This is a genomic window from Pseudomonas sp. P1_F1_2 (assembly GCF_056405815.1).
The window spans coordinates 1-19,869 of record NZ_JBFUBK010000114.1 but is presented as its reverse complement, the minus strand read 5'-3'; the positions used below and the strand labels follow the sequence as shown (position 1 = coordinate 19,869).

The 19,869-nt window shown below is 59.2% G+C and carries 20 protein-coding genes; 8 read left to right on the top strand and 12 right to left on the bottom strand.

The window, feature by feature from the left end; genetic code table 11:
- From AC1D2P_RS25840 to AC1D2P_RS25830, 3 genes are all read left to right on the top strand, one after another.
- Positions 1-286 (top strand): carbonic anhydrase family protein (locus AC1D2P_RS25840; RefSeq protein ID WP_477811655.1); only part of this gene is annotated, 286 nt, incomplete at its 5' end.
- Positions 287-378: 92 nt separating this feature from the next.
- Positions 379-1,011, top strand: a complete 633-nt coding sequence (locus AC1D2P_RS25835) for a TetR/AcrR family transcriptional regulator (RefSeq protein WP_046032287.1) — start codon at positions 379-381, stop codon at positions 1,009-1,011.
- A gap of 20 nt (positions 1,012-1,031) precedes the next feature.
- Positions 1,032-1,796 carry a hypothetical protein gene (locus AC1D2P_RS25830; protein ID WP_477757415.1) on the top strand — a complete coding sequence of 255 codons (765 nt, stop codon included), beginning with the start codon at positions 1,032-1,034 and terminating at the stop codon, positions 1,794-1,796.
- A gap of 54 nt (positions 1,797-1,850) precedes the next feature.
- Here AC1D2P_RS25830 and AC1D2P_RS25825 read toward each other — a convergent pair whose 3' ends face one another.
- The 9 genes from AC1D2P_RS25825 to AC1D2P_RS25785 form a co-directional block, all read right to left on the bottom strand.
- Positions 1,851-2,066 (bottom strand): TOBE domain-containing protein, encoded by a 216-nt coding sequence (locus AC1D2P_RS25825; RefSeq protein WP_003229256.1) that lies wholly within the window; start codon positions 2,064-2,066, stop codon positions 1,851-1,853.
- Positions 2,067-2,099: 33 nt separating this feature from the next.
- Positions 2,100-2,906: an aliphatic sulfonates ABC transporter ATP-binding protein gene (gene ssuB / locus AC1D2P_RS25820; protein ID WP_046032285.1), complete on the bottom strand. Its 807-nt coding sequence runs from the start codon at positions 2,904-2,906 to the stop codon at positions 2,100-2,102.
- Positions 2,903-3,685: an aliphatic sulfonate ABC transporter permease SsuC gene (gene ssuC / locus AC1D2P_RS25815; protein ID WP_046032284.1), complete on the bottom strand. Its 783-nt coding sequence runs from the start codon at positions 3,683-3,685 to the stop codon at positions 2,903-2,905. The genes ssuB and ssuC overlap by 4 nt, the downstream gene beginning before the upstream one ends.
- An 8-nt stretch (positions 3,686-3,693) precedes the next feature.
- Positions 3,694-4,842: an FMNH2-dependent alkanesulfonate monooxygenase gene (ssuD, locus tag AC1D2P_RS25810; RefSeq protein ID WP_109785677.1), complete on the bottom strand. Its 1,149-nt coding sequence runs from the start codon at positions 4,840-4,842 to the stop codon at positions 3,694-3,696.
- Between the two features lie 25 nt (positions 4,843-4,867).
- Entirely contained in the window at positions 4,868-5,848 is a 981-nt protein-coding gene (locus AC1D2P_RS25805) for a sulfonate ABC transporter substrate-binding protein (RefSeq protein WP_046032282.1), read from the bottom strand.
- Between the two features lie 89 nt (positions 5,849-5,937).
- A complete protein-coding gene (gene ssuE / locus AC1D2P_RS25800) occupies positions 5,938-6,531 on the bottom strand; it encodes an NADPH-dependent FMN reductase (RefSeq protein WP_046032281.1) in 594 nt (197 codons plus the stop codon).
- 325 nt (positions 6,532-6,856) lie between these two features.
- The gene (locus AC1D2P_RS25795; RefSeq protein WP_046032280.1) at positions 6,857-7,495 is read right to left on the bottom strand and encodes a peroxiredoxin; all 639 of its coding nucleotides are present in this window, start codon (positions 7,493-7,495) and stop codon (positions 6,857-6,859) included.
- 292 nt (positions 7,496-7,787) lie between these two features.
- On the bottom strand, positions 7,788-9,128 hold the full coding sequence (locus AC1D2P_RS25790) for an OprD family porin (RefSeq protein ID WP_046032279.1): 1,341 nt from the start codon (positions 9,126-9,128) through the stop codon (positions 7,788-7,790).
- Positions 9,129-9,585: 457 nt separating this feature from the next.
- Complete coding sequence (locus tag AC1D2P_RS25785) at positions 9,586-10,941, bottom strand: OprD family outer membrane porin (RefSeq protein WP_109785678.1); 1,356 nt, start codon at positions 10,939-10,941, stop codon at positions 9,586-9,588.
- 362 nt (positions 10,942-11,303) lie between these two features.
- Here AC1D2P_RS25785 and tauA point away from each other — a divergent pair, with 362 nt between their 5' ends.
- Positions 11,304-12,293 (top strand): taurine ABC transporter substrate-binding protein, encoded by a 990-nt coding sequence (tauA, locus tag AC1D2P_RS25780; protein ID WP_077431078.1) that lies wholly within the window; start codon positions 11,304-11,306, stop codon positions 12,291-12,293.
- Positions 12,294-12,331: 38 nt separating this feature from the next.
- Here tauA and argA read toward each other — a convergent pair whose 3' ends face one another.
- The gene (argA, locus tag AC1D2P_RS25775; RefSeq protein ID WP_077431077.1) at positions 12,332-13,630 is read right to left on the bottom strand and encodes an amino-acid N-acetyltransferase; all 1,299 of its coding nucleotides are present in this window, start codon (positions 13,628-13,630) and stop codon (positions 12,332-12,334) included.
- 168 nt (positions 13,631-13,798) lie between these two features.
- Positions 13,799-14,959 (bottom strand): acetylornithine deacetylase, encoded by a 1,161-nt coding sequence (gene argE, locus AC1D2P_RS25770; RefSeq protein WP_046032275.1) that lies wholly within the window; start codon positions 14,957-14,959, stop codon positions 13,799-13,801.
- Positions 14,960-15,116: 157 nt separating this feature from the next.
- Between argE and AC1D2P_RS25765 the strand changes: the two genes are divergently transcribed.
- Complete coding sequence (locus tag AC1D2P_RS25765) at positions 15,117-16,484, top strand: CYTH domain-containing protein (protein ID WP_046032274.1); 1,368 nt, start codon at positions 15,117-15,119, stop codon at positions 16,482-16,484.
- A gap of 123 nt (positions 16,485-16,607) precedes the next feature.
- Here AC1D2P_RS25765 and AC1D2P_RS25760 read toward each other — a convergent pair whose 3' ends face one another.
- Positions 16,608-17,072: an Lrp/AsnC family transcriptional regulator gene (locus AC1D2P_RS25760; protein WP_477811654.1), complete on the bottom strand. Its 465-nt coding sequence runs from the start codon at positions 17,070-17,072 to the stop codon at positions 16,608-16,610.
- 126 nt (positions 17,073-17,198) lie between these two features.
- On the opposite strand from AC1D2P_RS25760, the gene AC1D2P_RS25755 reads away from it, so the two are divergent.
- From AC1D2P_RS25755 to AC1D2P_RS25745, 3 genes are all read left to right on the top strand, one after another.
- The gene (locus AC1D2P_RS25755; protein ID WP_077431075.1) at positions 17,199-17,537 is read left to right on the top strand and encodes a hypothetical protein; all 339 of its coding nucleotides are present in this window, start codon (positions 17,199-17,201) and stop codon (positions 17,535-17,537) included.
- A gap of 90 nt (positions 17,538-17,627) precedes the next feature.
- Complete coding sequence (gene tfpB / locus AC1D2P_RS25750; RefSeq protein ID WP_077431074.1) at positions 17,628-19,412, top strand: type IV pilus assembly ATPase TfpB; 1,785 nt, start codon at positions 17,628-17,630, stop codon at positions 19,410-19,412.
- A gap of 71 nt (positions 19,413-19,483) precedes the next feature.
- On the top strand, positions 19,484-19,804 hold the full coding sequence (locus AC1D2P_RS25745; RefSeq protein WP_046032270.1) for a DUF2388 domain-containing protein: 321 nt from the start codon (positions 19,484-19,486) through the stop codon (positions 19,802-19,804).
- Positions 19,805-19,869: the final 65 nt, after the last annotated feature.

Here is a 19,869-nt window from a genome sequence, read left to right as displayed (position 1 = left end):
CAACCCGGCACTGGAACCCATTCTTGCCGCAATGCCCAAAAAAGTGGGCGACCAGACAACGCTGGACATGCAAAACATCGCAGACCTGCTGCCGGCCAACCGTCACTACTATTCCTATATGGGATCGCTAACCACCCCTCCCTGCAGCGAGGGGGTGCGCTGGAACATCCTGACCGAACCAGTGCAATTGTCCCATGCCCAGCTGGAGGCCTTTAAGGCGTTGTACCCGATGAACGCACGCCCTGTTCAACCGCTCAATGACCGCACCGYGAACGTCGGCGGCTGACCTTCCTTCTCCTGCCAGCCGGGCAGCGGTGCCCATACAGACAAGGTGTCAGTCGCCTCGTACAATGCCCGCTGCCCCCGCAGGAGACTTCGATGACCCGACTCGCCACCCCACGCAAACCCCGCGCCCGCAGCCAGGCGCGGATCGATACGATCCTCGATGCCGCCCGCACACTGCTGGCCGCCGAGGGCGTGGCCAGTCTGTCGATCTACAGTGTCGCCGAACGTGCGCAGATCCCACCCTCTTCCGTCTACCACTTTTTCGCCAGCGTACCGGCGCTGCTCGAAGCCTTGACGGCCGACGTCCACGCCGCGTTCCGCGCATGCCTGCAAGCCCCCATCGATCATGCGTCCCTCAACAGCTGGCGCGATTTGTCGCGACTGGTGGAACAACGCATGCTCGCGATCTACAGCGAGGATGCCGCCGCTCGCCAATTGATCCTCGCGCAGCATGGCCTCACCGAGGTCACCCAGGCTGACCGCCAGCACGACATCGAACTGGGCGACTTGATGCACAAACTCTTCGATCACCACTTCGAACTGCCGAAGTTGCCCACGGACGTCGACGTGTTTGCGCTGGCCATGGAGCTTGGCGACCGCGTCTACGCACGCTCGGTGCAACAACACGAGCAGATCACGCCACGCATGGCCGAAGAAGGCATGCGCGTATTTGATGCCTATCTGGGCCTGTACCTGCCGCCGTACCTGGCCAGGCGCGACGTATAACGCAACGAGGTGTTCTGCTCATGGCGCACATACCCGACAACTACCTTGGCGTGTGGAAACGACGCCTGATCTCCTTCCAGTCCGGGCGCACCGACAGCGAAACGGCGGTGTACTGGCTGCAAACCCCACGCCTGTTTGCCGACCTGCGCATCCCGCCGGCCACGCTCGCAGCGCTGCCCCTGGAACAATTGAATCACGCGGACCTGTTGACCTTGAGCGAACAAAAGGGCTTCGCCGGTGTGACCGAGGTCGAAGGTGACATTTGCCAGTGGCATCGCAAACTCGACTATCAACCTGCCAGCGCCGAGCAGGACATCGGACACATGCACTTTGAAACCAGTGAGCGCCTGATCGAAACCGCCCTGGACGATGACTACTACGAAATCTGGGAGCGACTGCCCGACTCTCGCGGCATCTGTCGCGGTCAGTGGTTGCAGGCAGCCGATGATCCAGTGCGAGTTGCCTGCCTGGTGTTGGCCGGCGATTACTTTCTGTTTGCCGCCAGCCGGATTGTCGCGCTGGCACCCGGCGGTCATTTGCGTGAGCACATGAGCGCTGCGGCAGCACACGAACTGCTCACGACTGAATTGTCCTTTGGTCGTCACCAGGGCGGGCAAACCCCGTGGCAGATCGACTATTCCACGTTGCCCGCGCTAACCGGCCAGCCCTTGTTGCCGGCAGACATCGACCCCAATGCGCAGGCGCTATTCAGCGACCCGCGCGTGCTGTCTTCGCTCGGCACTTATTCACCCGCTGCAGGTTGGCGCTGCGCCCCCGCGCCCTGACATAAAAAACCCCGAAGGGCTCACACCCTCCGGGGTTGCTGTTTGCCCACGGGCTTACAACTTGGCGATCGACACTTCGGTGGATTTCACAAACGCGATCACTTCACTGCCGACCACCAGTTCCAGCTCTTTCACCGAGCGTGTGGTGATCACTGAAGTGACAATGCCGGAGGCGGTCTGCACGTCGATTTCCGACAGCACGTCACCCAGCACGATTTCCTTGATGGAGCCTTTGAACTGGTTGCGAACGTTGATGGCTTTGATAGTCATGAGGTCAATTCCTGTCGTTGAGTAAGACTTGGGTCAGTGCGCCCAGCGCAATTGCGTGGGCAAGGGTGAAACGGGTTCCGGTGCCGGCGGCTCACCGGGCAGTTCAAGTACGCGGTTGAGGACTTCAGTTTCCAGCGCCGCCAGCCGATGGGAGCCGCGAACCCGAGGGCGCGGCAGCTCCACAAGCAGGTCGAGGCCGACTTCGCCTTCTTCGATCAGGATCACCCGATCAGCAATCGCCACCGCTTCACTGACGTCGTGCGTCACCAGCAACACGGTAAAACCATGCTGCTGCCAGAGCCGTTCGATCAGTTGCTGCATTTCAATCCGGGTCAGGGCATCCAGCGCACCCAGCGGCTCGTCGAGCAACAGCAAACGCGGTTGATGGATCAGCGCGCGCGCCAGGGCCACACGTTGTTTCTGCCCACCGGACAATGCTGCCGGCCATTCGTTGGCACGGTCTGCCAGACCGACCGATTCCAGCGCCTGAAGCGCTTGCGGCCGCCAGTTGCCCGTCAACCCGAGGCCGACGTTGTCGATGACCTTTTTCCACGGCAGCAAACGCGCTTCCTGGAACATCAGCCGTGTGTCTTCTCGCGCATCGCTCAGCGGTGCAGCGCCGGCCAGCAATTGACCACCCGTAGGCTGATCGAGTCCGGCGAGCAGTCGCAGCAAGGTGCTTTTGCCGCAGCCACTGCGACCGACCACCGCGACGAACTGACCGGCCGGAATGTGCAGATCGATCTCACGCAGCACTTGCCGCGCGCCAAAGGTTTTTTGCAGCTTGCGCACCACCAGCGGAATCCCACGCAGCAGGCGCGGAGGTTGTTGAGCCGTCATGCCGCACCTCCCTTGGCTACCTGATAAGCCGGATGCCAGCGCAACCACACGCGCTCAAGTCCACGAGCCGCGAGGTCGGCCAGTTTGCCGAGCACCGCGTACAGAAGAATTGCCAGCACCACCACATCGGTCTGCAAAAACTCCCGGGCGTTCATCGCCAGGTAGCCGATGCCGGAACTGGCGGAGATGGTTTCCGCGACGATCAACGTCAGCCACATAAAGCCAAGGGCGAAACGCACCCCGACCAGAATCGAAGGCAGCGCGCCCGGCAGAATCACCTGACGGAACAGGCTGAAACCGGACAAGCCATAACTGCGTGCCATCTCCACCAGTGCCGGATCGACGTTGCGGATGCCGTGATAAGTGTTGAGGTAAATCGGGAACAAAGTGCCCAACGCCACCAGGAAAATCTTCGCCGACTCGTCAATACCGAACCACAAGATCACCAATGGAATCAGCGCCAGGTGCGGCACGTTACGGATCATCTGTACCGAACTGTCGAGCAGGCGTTCACCCCATTTCGACAAGCCGGTAATGAAGCCCAGCGCCAGACCGATGCCGCCACCAATGGTGAAGCCCAGCGCGGCGCGCCAGCCGCTGATTGCCAGGTGCGTCCAGATTTCGCCGCTGCGCACCAGGCTCACRCCGGCTTCAATCACCGCGATGGGGGCGGGCAGAATCCGCGTCGACAACCAGCCCGCCGACACCGACAACTGCCACACCGCCAGCAACAACACCGGCAACGCCCAAGGCGCGAAGCTGTGGATGATTTTCTTCATGACGCGCCTCAGCTTTGGGACGCGGCTTTGGGAAGAATGTCGTTGGCAACCATCTCGCCGAACGGGCTGACGTAACCGGCGCTTTTGGGTAACTCGGGACGTTCGACGTCCAGGTGCGGGAACAGCAACTCGGCGACGCGGTACGACTCTTCCAGGTGTGGATAACCGGAGAAAATGAACGTGTCGATGCCCAGTTCCGCGTACTCCTTCACACGGGCGGCCACGGTCGGACCGTCACCCACCAGCGCTGTCCCGGCGCCACCGCGCACCAGGCCGACACCGGCCCAGAGGTTGGGGCTGACTTCCAGATTGTCGCGGCTACCGCCATGCAGTGCGGCCATGCGCTGCTGGCCGACCGAATCGAAACGCGCCAGTGACGCCTGGGCCCGAGCGATGGTTTCGTCGTCCAGGTGAGAGATCAATTTATCGGCCGCTTGCCACGCTTCGGCGTTGGTTTCGCGAACGATCACATGCAGGCGAATGCCGAAGCGCACGGTACGGCCGAGCTTCGCGGCTTTGGCGCGCACTTGTTCGATTTTCTCGGCCACGGCGGCCGGCGGCTCGCCCCAGGTCAGGACCATTTCCACTTGCTCTGCCGCAAGGTCTTGCGCCGCTTCCGACGAACCGCCGAAGTACAGCGGCGGGCGCGGTTGCTGGATCGGCGGATAGAGCAACTTCGCGCCTTTCACGCTGATGTGCTGACCGTCGTAATCAACGGTTTCGCCTTCCAGCACGCGGCGCCAGATACGGGTGAATTCCACCGAGGCCTGATAGCGCTCTTCGTGACTGAGGAACAAACCGTCACCGGCCAGTTCTTCCGGATCGCCTCCGGTCACCAGGTTGAACAGCGCACGGCCGCCGGACAGACGATCCAGCGTCGCGGCCTGACGCGCCGCCACCGTCGGGGAAATGATCCCGGGGCGCAGGGCGACAAGGAATTTCAAACGCTGGGTCACCGGGATCAGCGATGCGGCCACCAGCCAAGAGTCTTCGCAGGAGCGACCGGTAGGAATCAGCACGCCGCCAAACCCCAGACGATCCGCCGCTTGCGCGACTTGTTGCAGGTAACCGTGGTCGACGGCGCGAGCGCCTTCGGCGGTGCCAAGGTAATGGCCGTCGCCGTGGGTAGGCAGGAACCAGAAAATATTGAGGCTCATGGAGTGGTCTCCTAAGGGAATCGGATTACTGCGCTTTGGTTACTGAGCTTTGGGCAACAGTTGCCGGTGGCGTCCAGATCACGTCTTTGATGCTCAACTGCTTCGGAATCAGCTTGAGCTGATAGAAGCTGTCGGCGATTTTCTGTTGGGCGGCGACGACTTCAGGTGTGAGGAATATCGCGCCGAAGCCTTGGCGCTTCATTGAGGTCAGGGTGATGTCTGCCGGCAGACCGAGCAGTGGCGAAACCTGTTGGGTGACGTCTTCAGGATTGGCTTTGGCCCATTCACCGACGGCGCGCACTTCTTCGACGAGGGTCTTGATCACCTCGGGATTTTTCTGCGCGTAAGGCTTGGTGGCCAGGTAGAACTGATGGTTGTCGACGATGCCTTGACCGTCGCGCAGGGTGTGCGCTTGCAGCTGCTGTTCGGCGGCAGCCTGGTACGGATCCCAGATGACCCAGGCGTCGACGCTGCCACGCTCGAAGGCGGCGCGGGCATCGGCCGGTGGCAGGAACACGGTCTGGATGTCGGTGTATTTGAGGCCTGCGTCTTCAAGCGCGCGGACCAGCAGGTAGTGAACGTTGGAGCCCTTGTTGAGCACGACTTTCTTGCCCTTGAGGTCCTTCACCGATTTGATCGGCGAGTCCTTCGGCACCAGGATGGCTTCGGCGTGCGGTGCTGGAGGTTCATAGGCGACGTAGAGCAAGTCGGCACCGGCAGCCTGGGCAAATACTGGCGGGGTTTCACCCGTCACGCCAAAGTCGATGGAGCCGACGTTCAGGCCTTCGAGCAGTTGCGGGCCACCAGGGAATTCCGTCCATTGCACATCCACGCCTTGGGCGGCGAGGCGTTTTTCCAATGTGCCTTTGGCTTTGAGCAGCACCAGCGTGCCGTACTTTTGATAACCGATCCGAAGCGTCTCGGCTTGAGCTTGAGTAATGGCGCCGAAGGACACAGCCGCAACAAACAGAGCGACCAGACCACGACGCAAAATGACAGTGCGCATAGCGCTCTCCTTTTTGCTGTTGGGTTTTGGCTGCACCTGCTTGGCCGTTGGCGGCTGAGTAAGGTGAGTACTTCAATTTCGGGCGAGGTTTAAATGCTCCAGCGAGCACTCAACAAACGTTCATTCAACAGGTTCGGATCGAGCGGCTTGGGCCGTCTCGCCATGGCGCTGAGAAACTGCTCCAGCGCTTCGTTCAATCGTTGTTCAAGTTGCGGCGTCAATTGCGCCTGGGCGCTGCCTTCGCCGTAAGCGATCTGGCTGTCCTCGGCAAAAATGCCCTGCAGCATTTCCTGAGCTTTCAGCGCCGACAGCACCGGTTTGAGCGCGTAATCCACCGCCAGCATGTGGGCGATGCTGCCGCCGGTGGCCATTGGCAACACCACCTTGTGGCTCAGTGCGCGTTCGGGCAGCAAGTCCAGCACGGTTTTCAGTGCACCCGAGAACGACGCCTTGTAAACCGGTGTGGCAATCAGCAGGCCGTCGGCGTTTTCAATTTGTTGAAGCAGGTCAACAACCTTGGGGCTGTCGAAGCGTGCGTGCAGCAGGTCTTCGGCCGGGAAGTCGCGAACCTGGTAACTCACCACTTCCACCCCTTGCTCTTGCAACCAGCGCTTGGAGCGCTCCAGCAACACGCCGGAACGGGAGCGTTGGCTAGGACTGCCACCGAGTGAGACGACCAACATTCAAAAGATTCCTTGAGCGGTACTAGCGATTCGCGGCTTGCGATCTCGCTGTGATGGGAGTGACCTTAACAGGTGATTTATATATCCATAAATCATATTTATTCATTTGGTTATTCGATATAGAGATATATAAAGGACGGATTTCAAGGCATAAAAAAAGGCCGTCGAAACGGCCTGAAAACCCCTGCTTTGCGGTATTGGGTGATCGTTCCCACGCTCTGCGTGGGAATGCAGCCCGTGACGCTCCGCGTCACTGGACGCGGAGCGTCCCTAGAGGCATTCCCACGCGGAACGGGGGGAACGATCAACAACAAGACTTCAATGGTTACCTGTTCGGCTGCGGCGTCAGACGCAAGTACGGTTTCACCGCACGGTAGCCCTTGGGAAAGCGTTTGCTGATTTCATCTTCATCCTTGAGCGATGGCACGATCACCACGTCATCACCGTCCTGCCAGTTGGCCGGGGTGGCGACTTTGTAGTTGTCGGTGAGTTGCAACGAGTCGATCACCCGCAGGATTTCGTGGAAATTTCGACCGGTACTCGCCGGGTAGGTGATGGTCAGCCGAATTTTTTTGTTCGGGTCGATCACGAACAGCGAGCGCACAGTCAGGGTGTCGTTGGCGTTTGGGTGGATCAGGTCGTAAAGGTCCGACACCTTGCGGTCGGCGTCGGCGAGGATCGGAAAGTTGACGAGCGTGTTCTGGGTTTCGTTGATGTCTTCGATCCACCGGTGGTGCGAGTCCACCGGATCAACCGACAGGGCGATGGCTTTCACGCCACGCTCGGCAAACGCCTCCTTGAGCCTGGCGGTAAACCCCAGCTCCGTGGTGCACACCGGGGTGAAGTCTGCCGGATGGGAAAACAGCACGCCCCAGCTATCGCCCAACCATTCGTGGAAACGGAGGGTGCCGGCGCTGGAATCCTGTTCAAAGTCGGGGGCGATGTCGCCCAGTCTGAGGCTCATGGTGCTGCTCCTGATGAGTGCGTGTTGAGCTCAACTGTGCCTGCATTTCTCAATGATTAAAAAGAATAAATATCGATTTATTTAGACCATAAACGAATATTAAATATCTGTTCACTGGACCTGTGCAGGTAACGCACCGAACATCGCCCATAAGGTTCGAGAAGGCCTTGAGTGCTGCAAAAGAGGGGAATTTCAAGGCGGGATTACGGGGGTGACTCCGCCTTGAAACGCAAAAGCCCCGCCGGGCGAGATGCCGGGCGGGGCTTTTTTTGTCTCGGTTACGCGAGCGCTATTACAACAGCGGGATCGAGTAGCTGACGATCAGGCGGTTTTCATCCTGAGTGCGAGTGCTCGGCAGGTCGGTACGCCACATAGCGTTTTTCCAGGCCAGGCCAAGGTTTTTCAGCGGGCCTTCCTGGACCACATAGGCAACGTTCAGATCGCGTTCCCACTCGGAAGCGCCGTTAGCGGCCACGCCACCTTTAGCGTTAACGGTGTCGATGTCATCGCCGTGCAGGTAAACCATGCCTGCCGTCAGGCCAGGTACGCCGACCTTGGCGAAGTCGAACGAGTAGCGTGCTTGCCAGGTTTTCTCGCCAGCACGGGCGAATTTCTGGATTTGCGAGTCGGTGATGATGTAGGCCGACGAACCGTCGCCCTGGTTCAGCCAAGGGAAGTCGCTGCTGCCGTTGCTGACCTGGTAACCGCCACCAAAGGTGTGACCGGCAACGGAGTACAGGAACAGGCCGCTGTACAGGTTGTTGTCGATCTTGCCTTTACCGTTTGGCGCGTTGTAATTGCCAGTGCTGTAGTACAGCGGGTCGTGGCCGTTTGCGCCGTCATCAGAGCTGTTGAAGTAACGGAAGTCCGACTTCAACACACCCGGGCCGATTGCCCAGTTGTGCAACAGACCCACGAAGTGTTGCTGGTAGAACTCTTCCAGGTTGCCGTAGTAGTACTGGGCCGTCAGGTCCTTGGTGATTTTGTAGTCACCACCGGCATAGTAGAACTTGTTGCTGTCGCGGAATTTGGTACCACGCGTGTTCGCGCCCGAAATCGACATCTGTTCGTTGTTGCTGGAGTTACGACCTTTAACGGCTTCGATCTGACCACCGATCAGCGTCAGGTCTTTGATGTCACCGGAAGAGATCTGGCCACCCTGCCAGGTTTGTGGCAGCAGACGACCATCGTTGGTCACGATGACCGGCAGTTTTGGCTGCAAAGTACCCAGCTTCAGTTCGGTCTGAGAGACCTTGGCCTTGGCAGTCAGGCCCAGGCTGGAGAAGTCATCAACCGCTTCGCCATTGGACTTGCTTGGGAACACCGTGCCGCCGTAGGAGGTCGCCGTGGCGCCGTTGGTGCCGCCGCCCGAATCCAGCTTGACGCCCAGCAGGCCGATCGCGTCGATACCGAAGCCGACAGTGCCCTGGGTGTAACCGGAGATGAAGCGCAGATCAAAACCCTGGCCCCATTCTTCGTTTTTGTTCGGACCGGTACCGTCACGGTAGTCGGTGTTGATGTAGAAGTTACGCAGCCCCAGGGTGGCCTTGCTGTCTTCGATGAAACCGGCGGCGCCTGCCTGCTGCGCCAAAACCCCAACGGCCACAGCCATGGCCAAGGTGGACTTGTTCATTGTTTCGCTCCTCTCATTTTTTAATTCTTGTGTTCCTGGCCCTGAGTCGATCGCCCTGGGTCCAGAAAGCGCAATTTTGTGCCGAAGCTTCTAGCCCGGTCGTTTTGGCCGCGCAGGATACAACGTCATAAAGCCAAAAAGAATTTCATCTTTATTTTTCATAGCCTCATGGAATATGCCTGGACAGCACAGAGTCGAGGTATCGGCTAAAAAGCCGAATCCTTAACCTGTTTGATTAACGGGGGAACATTGCTCGCTCCGAAACTCGTGACGAGTGCCGGACGGGCCTACTTTAGGTGAGCACAGTAAAAACTAAAAAGAATAAAAAATAATTGACTGAGGTCATTTTGGAATATGAGAAAGCAAAAAAAGCCTCGCCGGTAAGGGCGAGGCTTTTTTGTTTGCCTGTCTGGTCCTAAATGAGGTTTACACCTGCTTCAGGAAACCGGATGGCCTGTTACAAGAAGCTGTAGGTGTAGTTGAAGATCAGACGGGTCTGGTCTTGATCAAGGGTGCTGGTGTTGCCACGGTAGGTACCGTGACGCAGCGTCGTACCAAACCCTTTCAGTGCACCCGTTTGAATCACGTAGTCCACACGTGCGTCGGTCTCGTGCTCACTCAGGTCTTTACCAGTACCGTTGGTTGCCTTGATGTCCTGGCCATTCAAGTAAGAAATCGAAGCTTTCAAACCTGGGACGCCCAGGGAGGCGAAGTCATAGGAGTACTGACCGAACGTGGTGTTTTCACCGGCACGGATGAAGCTGCCCACTGTGGCATCGGTAAACGAGTAGAAGCTGGCGCCGCCAGCACCTTCTTGACGACCTTTGTCATCGATAAGGTTGCCTTGGTTCAGGAAAACAAAGCCGCCGTCATCGTTGACGCGCTGGTGACCCAGCAGGAATGCGTTGCCACCCAGGGTGTAGGTGAACATACCGCTCCAGGTCTTGTTATCGACCTCGCCCGGAGTCTTGGCGAATCCGTTGTTGTTGTTGAAGCGGTAGCCGACGTCGCCGTTCTTGCCATCAGAGCTGCTGTCGAAGTAGCGGAAATCCGACTTGAACGACTGCTTGGCATCGATCGTCCAGACGTGCACCAAGCCCAGGAAGTCCTGTTTGTAGTAATCCTGCAGATTCGCATGGTAGTACTGCAGGGTCAGGTCTTTGGTTACTTTCCAGTCAGCACCGGCGTAACGGAACTGGTTGCTGTCCTGAGTACCGCCCGCCACTGCCATGCCGGTGCTGTTGGAGGAGGCGCGGCCCGACGCGTGCTCCAGCTGACCCAGGTTGATGGTTACGTTGTCGATTTCCTTCGAGGAGATCGTGCCACCTTCAAAGGTTTGTGGCAGCAAACGGCTGTCGTTCGCGATCAGGATCGGCAGGTTGGGTGCCAGAGCGCCACCCAAATGGGCTTCGGTCTTCGAGAAGCGCGCCTTGACGTTGCCATCCAGACGGCTCCACTCGTCAGCCGCATGATCGCCGTCGCTAGGGAAGAACGAGTTAGCGTTACCCGTCGGGTGATGCCCTTTGCCACCGTCCAGGTGGATGCCAACGAGTGCCTGGGCATCGATACCGAAGCCGACAGTACCTTGGGTAAAACCGGACAGGTAATCGAACTTGAGACCTTCAGCGGTTTCTCGCTGACGGTTAGCAGCAGCATTTTTAGCAGGAGCGTTCAGACTTGAACGCACATCGGCGTCGTAATACATGGTCCGGGAACTGACGGAAGCCTTGCTGTCTTCCAGGAAACCGGCGGCGCCTGCCTGCTGCGCCAAAACCCCTACGGCCACGGCCAGGGCCAAGGTGGACTTGTTCATTGTTAAACTCCTCTCGTTTCTAATTCTTGTGTTCCTGGCCCCGGTTCTTTGCCCGGGATCCTAAGATGCGCGATTAGCGCCAGACCGTGACCCACAAGTCAATCGTAACTATATGTGTCTACGACCATGGTCTAATCCCCCGTTTTTTGGTCCATGCAGGTCATGAGTTCGTCATAAACCTGAAAAGAACTACCTGAGCCTTTTCTCATACCGTTTAGGAATTAAGCTCTAAATGACTGATAAATCCCGGAATAGAGCCACCCACTCATAAGCTAATTCCTAAATGGTATTTATTAGCCGTTTTTTAGATCGTTTAGCGTTTGAAGCAATTCGGAAACAAACCCCCACCGAAAGGCGACGCCATGACGACCAAACGCGCACTATCCGGCTCAATTGTTACAGTTTGTGTATCGCTGCTGTTTTCTCTTTCCACTCAGGCGGCCAACCTGACTGTTGGGTATCAAACCGGTATCGACCCCAGCAAAGTCCCCCAGGCCGATGGTCTGTACGAGCAAGCCATCGGCCAGAAAATCGACTGGCGCCGATTCAACAGCGGCCCCGAAGTGGTGACCGCCATCGCCTCCGGTGACGTGCAGATCGGCAACCTCGGCTCCAGCCCATTGGCCGCAGCCGCCTCGCGCAACCTGCCGATTGTGGCGTTCATCGTGTCCGCCCAGATCAATGCGGCTGAAGCCCTCGTGGTGCGCAACGGCAGCGGCATCGAGAAACCACAAGATCTGATCGGCAAGACCATCGCCACACCGTTCGTTTCAACCTCTCACTACAGCTTGCTTGGCGCACTCAAGCACTGGGGCCTGGACGCCTCGAAAGTCAAAGTGGTCAATTTGCAGCCAGCGGAAATCGCGGCGGCGTGGAAGCGTGGTGATATTGATGGTGCGTTTGTCTGGTCCCCGGCGCTGGGGGAAATTCGCAAGACTGGCAAGACGCTGACCGATGCCGCGCAGGTCGGTCAGTGGGGGGCGCCGACCTTTGAGGTCTGGGTCGCGCGTAAGGATTACGCCGAGAAACACCCTGAGGTAGTGGCCAAATTTGCCAAAGTCACCCTAGATTCGTTCGCCGATTACGCCGCACATAAAGACAGCTGGACAGCTGACTCGGTGCCCGTGCAGAAAATCGCCAAACTGACCGGTGCCAACGCTGCCGATGTACCGGAGTTGCTGGCCGGCTCTGCATTCCCGGATGCCAAGGCCCAGCAGACCACCGCGCTACTGGAGGGAGGTACGGCCAAGGCGATTGGCGAAACGGCAAAGTTCTTGAAGGAGCAAGGGAAGGTTGAAACGGTGCTGCCGGATTATTCGGCGTATGTCAGTGCGAAGTTTGTGGCGCAGTAACGGATCGTTCCCACGCTCTGCGTGGGAACGTTCATGAATTACAGGGTCTTTTCGAAGATCTTCGAATTACGCTGATAGTTGTACAGCGACGCCCGCGCCGATGGCAGGCGCTCGACGCTGCTCGGCACAAACCCGCGCTCGCGGAACCAGTGAGCAGTCCGGGTGGTGAGCACGAACAACGTTTTCAAGCCCTGAGCCCGTGCGCGGGTTTCAATGCGCTCCAGCAGTTCATCCCCGCGACCGCCATGGCGATATTCCGGGTTCACTGCCAGACACGCCAGCTCCCCGGCGTCCGAATCAGCAATCTGGTACAGCGCCGCACAGGCGATGATCATCCCTTCGCGTTCAACCACGCTGAATTGCTCGATCTCACGCTCCAGCACCTCACGGGAACGACGCACCAGAATCCCCTGCTCTTCCAGCGGGCTGATCAGATCCAGCAAACCGCCGACGTCTTCGATCGCGGCTTCACGCACCACCTCGAATTGCTCCTGCGCCACCAGCGTACCGCCACCGTCGCGGGTGAACAGCTCGGTCAGCAACGCACCGTCTTCGGCGTAGCTGACGATGTGGCTGCGCGCGACGCCGCCCCGGCACGCTTCAGCGGCCGCATCCAACAGCTCGGCCTGATAGTTGCTGCCCAATCGCTGTAGATGCGCCGGCACTTGTTGCGGACGCAATTCGCGCACCAGTCGACCGTTTTCATCGATCAAACCCAGGTCCGCGCCGAACAGCAGCAGCTTGTCCGCGCCCAGGTCGATGGCCGCGCGCGTAGCGACGTCCTCGCAGGCGAGGTTGAAGATTTCACCGGTCGGCGAGTAGCCCAAAGGAGACAGCAGCACGATGGAGCGCTCGTCCAGCAGGCGGTTGATACCTTTGCGGTCGACCCGGCGCACTTCGCCGGTGTGGTGATAATCAACGCCTTCCAGCACACCAATCGGCCGCGCGGTGACCAGGTTGCCGCTGGCCACCCGCAGGCGCGAGCCCTGCATCGGCGACGAGGCCATGTCCATGGACAGGCGCGCTTCAATGGCGATACGCAACTGGCCGACCGCATCGATCACGCACTCCAGCGTCGCGGCATCGGTGATGCGCATGCCGTGGTGGTAATGCGGGGTCAGCCCACGCGCGGCGAGGCGGGTTTCAATTTGCGGACGGGAACCATGAACCAGCACCAGTCGCACCCCCAGGCTGTGCAACAGCACCAGGTCGTGGACGATATTGCCGAAGTTCGGATGCTCCACCCCATCGCCTGGGAGCATGACGACGAACGTGCAATCGCGGTGGGCATTGATGTAAGGCGAAGCGTGACGAAGCCAATTAACGTAGTCGGGCATGAACCTGGGCCTGTAATAAATAGCAGCCAAAAAAAGGGCGAAACAAAAAATGCACAACGGGCTGATGGTTATCGTCGGAACAGGCTTGGCGACACGCGCGCTCTCCTCATGAATACGGGTTGGGACACTGGCAATTTATACGTCAAAACACAGAACCTGTGGGAGCGCTCAACCGGCTGGCATTGGGGCTGTCAGGCAGTAATGTTGAATCAACTGACGTAATAGATGCACCGTAGGCTGCAAACGTGACATTTCAAGGTATTCCCCCGGCTGGTGCGCGCAGGCGATATCACCCGGGCCGAGCACCAGTGTTTCGCAGCCAAGGCGCTGAAGATAAGGCGCTTCGGTGCCGAACGCCACTGCTTCGGCAACATGACCGGTGAGCTTTTCAGCGACGCGCACCAGTTCCGAGTCTTCGGCTTGTTCGAAGGGCGGCACCTCGGGGAACAGCGGCGCGTAATCGATCTTCACCTGATGGCGTTCGGCAACCGGTTGGAGGCGCTGCAAAATCTCCGCGCGCAGCGCCTTGGGGTCCATGCCCGGCAATGGCCGCAGATCGAACTCCAATGAACATTGCCCGCAAATGCGGTTGGGGTTGTCGCCGCCATGAATACAGCCGAAATTCAGTGTCGGCGTCGGTACGCCGAACTGCGGGTTACGAAACTCTCGTTGCCATAACAGGCGCAATCCCCGCAGTTCGCCAATCGCATCGTGCATCGCTTCAAGGGCGCTGTGGCCCAGGCGTGGATCAGAGGAATGGCCGCTCTGACCGAGGATGTCGATGCGTTCCATCATGATGCCTTTGTGCATGCGGATCGGCTTCAGGCCGGTCGGCTCGCCGATGACCGCAGCCCGGCCCAACGGGCGACCGGCCTGGGCCAGGGCGCGAGCACCGGACATCGAGCTTTCTTCGTCGCAGGTGGCGAGGATCATCAGCGGTTGTTTGAACGGCTGGTCGAGCAATGGCAGAACGGCTTCGATGGCCAGGGCAAAAAAGCCTTTCATGTCGCAGCTGCCCAGGCCCACCCAACGGCCGTCCACTTCGGTCAGTTTCAACGGGTCGGTTTGCCACAACGCACCATCGAACGGCACGGTGTCGCTGTGACCGGCCAGCACCAGGCCACCGGGGCCGGAACCATAACTGGCCAGCAGATTGAACTTGCCGGGGCTGACCTGCTGGATGTCACAGGCAAAACCCAAATCACCCAGCCACGTCGCCAGCAAATCGATCACCGGACGGTTGGTTTGATCCAGGCTCGGTTGGGTGCAGCTGACGGAGGGTGCAGCGATCAGCGCAGCGAACTGATCTTTCATGGACGGCAAAGGCATCGCTGACTCCCAACTCCCGAAGTGAAGTCCATCATAGAACCATCCGGTGACAGGAATAAACCGTCGCGGCGCGTACCCGCTGCGAGTCCTGTACACTGCACGACCTTGGCAGCCACACATTCCCCCGGCTGCGCTCCCGATCCTGGATTTTCCGGCCATGCAGAAAGAAACCGAAATCAAACTCCGCGTCAGCCGCGAAACCCTCGCTGCCCTGCGCGAGCACCCGCTCCTGAAAAAACGCAACAAAAGTGGCTGGGAACGCCGTGAGTTGATGAACCAGTACTTCGACACGCCAGAACGCGACCTGGCCCGCGCCAAGGTTGCCCTGCGCCTGCGCCGCGACGGCGAGGAAGTGATCCAGACGCTCAAGACCCGTGGCCAGAGCGTCGCCGGTCTGTCCGAGCGCAATGAATACGACTGGAACCTGCCCAAAGCCAAGCTCGACCTGAAGAAACTCGACGGCGAATGCTGGCCCGAGGAACTGGCCGAGCTGGACAAGAAAACCCTCAAGCCGATCTTCACTACCGATTTCGTTCGCGAACGCGCTGAAATCGCCTGGGGCCGTGGCAAGACCAAAGTGGTCATCGAAGCCGCGCTGGACTTTGGCCATGTGATCGTCGGCAAGCAGAAAGAAGAAATCTGCGAGCTGGAACTCGAACTGCGTGAAGGCGAGCCGGCCGCGCTGCTGGAACTGGCCGCCGAACTGGCCGAGAAACTGGCGCTGATGCCGTGCGACATCAGCAAGGCCGAACGCGGCTATCGCCTGTACGACGCCAACAGCTATTCGTTGAGCTTGCCGGCGCCGCAGATCACCGCCGAAACCCTGCTGGACGATGCCTTCGCCGCATTGAGCTGGCATTTGCTGGGCAGCAGCCAGCGTCTGGCCGAGCAATATCGCTTCAACGGCCACTGGCGTCTGTTGCAGGACTGGGTTGAAAACCTCGCCGAACTGCGCGCATTGCTCAGCAGCCTGGGCCAGGCCGCGCCACGTCAATCGACCCACGATCTGCGCCTTGCGCTGGATGCGTTGCTGGAAGACTGGCGTCCGCTGGTACAAGCCGGTCTGGACGACGAAGACGTGCGCAAAGCGGCACCGGAGCAGTTCCTCGAAGAACTCGAAGACCCACGCTGGGGCCTGTTCTCGCTGAACACCTCGCGCTGGTTGCTGGCCCGTACCTGGGCAGCCGATCGCAACGTGCGTGGCAATCGCCAGGGCGCCGCGCAACTGGGCAGTTGGTTGCCACGCCTGCTGGGTGAAGAAGCGACCTCCCTGCAATTGCAGCGTTACCAGCAACAGCCGGAAGATCTGGCCGAGCAATTGCCGCGCATCGAGCGTATCCAGTCCTGGTTGCACCATGCCCGTCACGTGCTGGACATCCCGGAAATGGATCGCCTGTACGGTGAATTGAAGCAGCTTGCCCTGCTAGCTAACGAGCCGATCACCGATGAATCGCTGGATGCGCGCAAGCAGCAGGCGATTGCGGTTTATCAGAATCGTGCCTGGAAAATGCTGCTGCGTATGTAATACCGCCATCGCGGGCAAGCCTCGCTCCTACAGGTTTTGTGTCAAACCCAATTGGGAGACCGACTCGAATTCTGTAGGAGCAAGGCTTGCCTGCGACTAGGCCCGCCGGTTCACCTCAAAACCTCAGACCGGCAAACTCGTCGTGGATTTGATTTCAGATAACGCCACGATCGAGTTGACCTCCTGTATCCCCGGCACCATCGACAGTTTTTCAAAGAAAAATCGCTCGTACGCCTCAATGTCCGCCGTGACAATGCGCAGCAAAAAATCCACCGACMCCATCAGTACGTAACACTCCAACACTTCGGGAAAGCCGCGAATCGCCTCGGTGAATTCGGTGAAGTTCGAGCGTCCGTGCGCGTTGAGTTTGATTTCAGCGAAGATCTGCGTGTTCAGGCCGATCTTCTTGCGATCAAGCAAGGTCACCTGCCCACGAATGATCCCCTCCTCTTTCATCCGCTGAATCCGTCGCCAGCACGGCGACTGCGAGAGCCCCACCTGTTCGGCGATCTGTGCACTGGAAAGCGAAGCGTCCTCTTGCAGCAACGCGAGAATCTTGCGGTCGTAGCCATCCAACTCGCTTTGCATAGAAAAACCTTATATCTCTATTTTTATGAATTACACGATTCGATAAATCGCCAATAACCCCAATCATAGATAAGAAATGTCCGGCACCGAATGTAAAAATTCCTCCAGTGATTTTGGAGTCCGACCATGCCGCATCTAGAAGCCGTTCATACCCCGCCCACCCGTACCGATGTCTGGAACGCCAGCAACGCCCACTGCCGTGTTCATTATCAACTGCTGGCCGAAGCCGAACCGGATGTGCTGTGCCGGGCGCTCAATCTGTTCGCGTTGCAGTTTCTGACGCCGCAGCAGGTCAACGTACAGCGCCAGGACGATGTGCTGGCGATCGACCTCGTCATGGACGGTCTGAGTTGGCACCGCGCCCAAGTGATCGCGCACAAACTGCGTAACCTGATCAGCGTCTGCTCGGTCGACGTGCAGCCGGCGGATGCGACGTGGGATGAGCCGTCCCAGGCGATGGGCTGAAAAACCTCGACACGGCTTTGTCCGGTAGTGGCCCAACGGTCGACGGGTCCACGACTATCCTTGGCGGACTGTTGTTCATGAGGAGCCCGCATGTCCGTTCAACTTGCCTTTCAGGACCGCTGGCTGGATCTCAATGATTTGCTGCGCGAACTGGTCGCCCAAGGCTTTATCAGTCAGGACTCGGCCGAGAACGCGCTAAACGCCCGACGCCGCCACGCCGCCAATGGCCAGATACACCCGCTGGAATTCATTGCCGGCCAACACCTCGACGATCTCAGCCGTCCCGGCAAGCACCTGGACCTGGAAAGCCTGACGTTGTGGCTGGCACAACAGGCCGGCCAGCCTTACTTGCGTATCGATCCGCTGAAGATCAACGTCGCGGCCATCACGCCGCTGATGTCCTACGCCTTTGCCCAGCGCCACAAGATTCTCGCGGTGTCCATCGACCGCGACGCGGTGACCGTGGCCAGCGCCCAGCCTTACGTCAGCGGCTGGGAAGCCGACCTGACCCACGTGTTGAAGCTGCCGATCAAACGGGTCGTGGCCAACCCGGTCGACATCCAGCGCTTCAGCGTGGAGTTTTTTCGCCTGGCCAAATCGGTCAGCGGTGCGAGCAACGCCGAACAGCAAACCTCGACCCTGGGCAACTTCGAACAACTGCTGAACCTCGGCGCCAGCGACCAGGAGCCTGATGCCAACGACGCGCACATCGTCAACATCGTCGACTGGCTGTTCCAGTACGCCTTCCAGCAACGCGCCAGTGATATCCACATCGAACCCCGGCGCGAGCAAGGCACGGTGCGTTTTCGCATCGACGGTGTGTTGCACAACGTCTATCAATTCCCGCCACAGGTGACCATGGCCATCGTCAGTCGCCTGAAAAGCCTGGGGCGGATGAACGTCGCGGAAAAACGCAAACCCCAGGACGGCCGGGTGAAAACCAAGACCCCGGACGGCGGTGAAGTCGAATTGCGGCTCTCGACATTGCCGACCGCGTTCGGCGAAAAAATGGTCATGCGAATCTTCGACCCGGAAGTGCTGCTCAAGGATTTCGACCAGCTGGGTTTTTCCACCGAGGACCTGCGCCGCTGGCAGGACATGACCCGACAGCCCAACGGCATCATCCTGGTCACCGGGCCCACGGGTTCGGGCAAGACCACCACGCTGTACACCACGCTCAAGAAACTGGCGACGCCAGAGGTCAACCTCTGCACCATCGAAGACCCGATTGAAATGGTCGAGCCCGCGTTCAACCAGATGCAGGTCCAGCACAACATCGACCTGACCTTCGCGGCCGGCGTGCGCGCGCTGATGCGGCAAGACCCGGACATCATCATGATCGGCGAGATACGCGACCTCGAAACCGCCGAAATGGCGATTCAGGCGGCGCTCACCGGCCACTTGGTGCTGTCGACGTTGCACACCAACGACGCACCGAGTGCGATCAGTCGCCTGCTGGAACTCGGCGTGCCGCACTACCTGATCAAAGCCACCGTGCTGGGCGTCATGGCCCAGCGCCTGGTGCGCACCTTGTGCTCCCATTGCAAGGCGCCGCTGACGTTGGAAGAAGAGGATTGGCAAACCCTGACCAAACCTTGGCAAGCCCCTCTGCCCACCAACGCCCAACGTGCCATCGGCTGTCTCGAATGCCGCGACACCGGTTATCGCGGCCGCGCCGGGGTGTACGAAATCATGCAACTGACGGACGGCGTCAAAGCGTTGATCAATCCCGACACCGACTTGCTGGCGATCCGGCGTCAGGCATTCAAGGAAGGCATGCGCAGCTTGCGGCTATCGGGGGCGCAGAAGGTCGCAGCGGGCTTGACCACGCTCGAAGAGGTATTACGAGTGACGCCACAGAGCGAACAAAAGTAAACGCGCCGCCACGGAACTCGATGGGGGGTTGGCTATCCAAGGCCGCAGTTAACCCAGTGGAGTCACCCATCATGCGTTTCAAACTTGCTGTCGCCACCGTCGCGCTGCTGTCTCTTCCCGTCGGTAGCGCGATGGCCGACGATAGCTTTTGGCAAAATGTCCTCACGTCCGGCGCAACTACCGGCACGTCCTACCTGACGTCCAGAGACCGCAAAATGGTCGTCGCCGCCCAGGACGATGCTGGCAGCTTCGTCGCCAGTGACGGCGGCATTCGTGGCCCTTACCTGGAAGCGGCGCTGCAGAAAGTCCGCGCCGACAACCCGGGCTTGCAGGCCACGGACATGGAACTGGCGAATGCGATCCTGGCGAAGAACGCGGTCGCTGCGCAGTAAGTCCACAGGTACAAAAATGCCGCTCAGCTGAGCGGCGTTTTTTTGCCCGACACAAATCCCCTGTA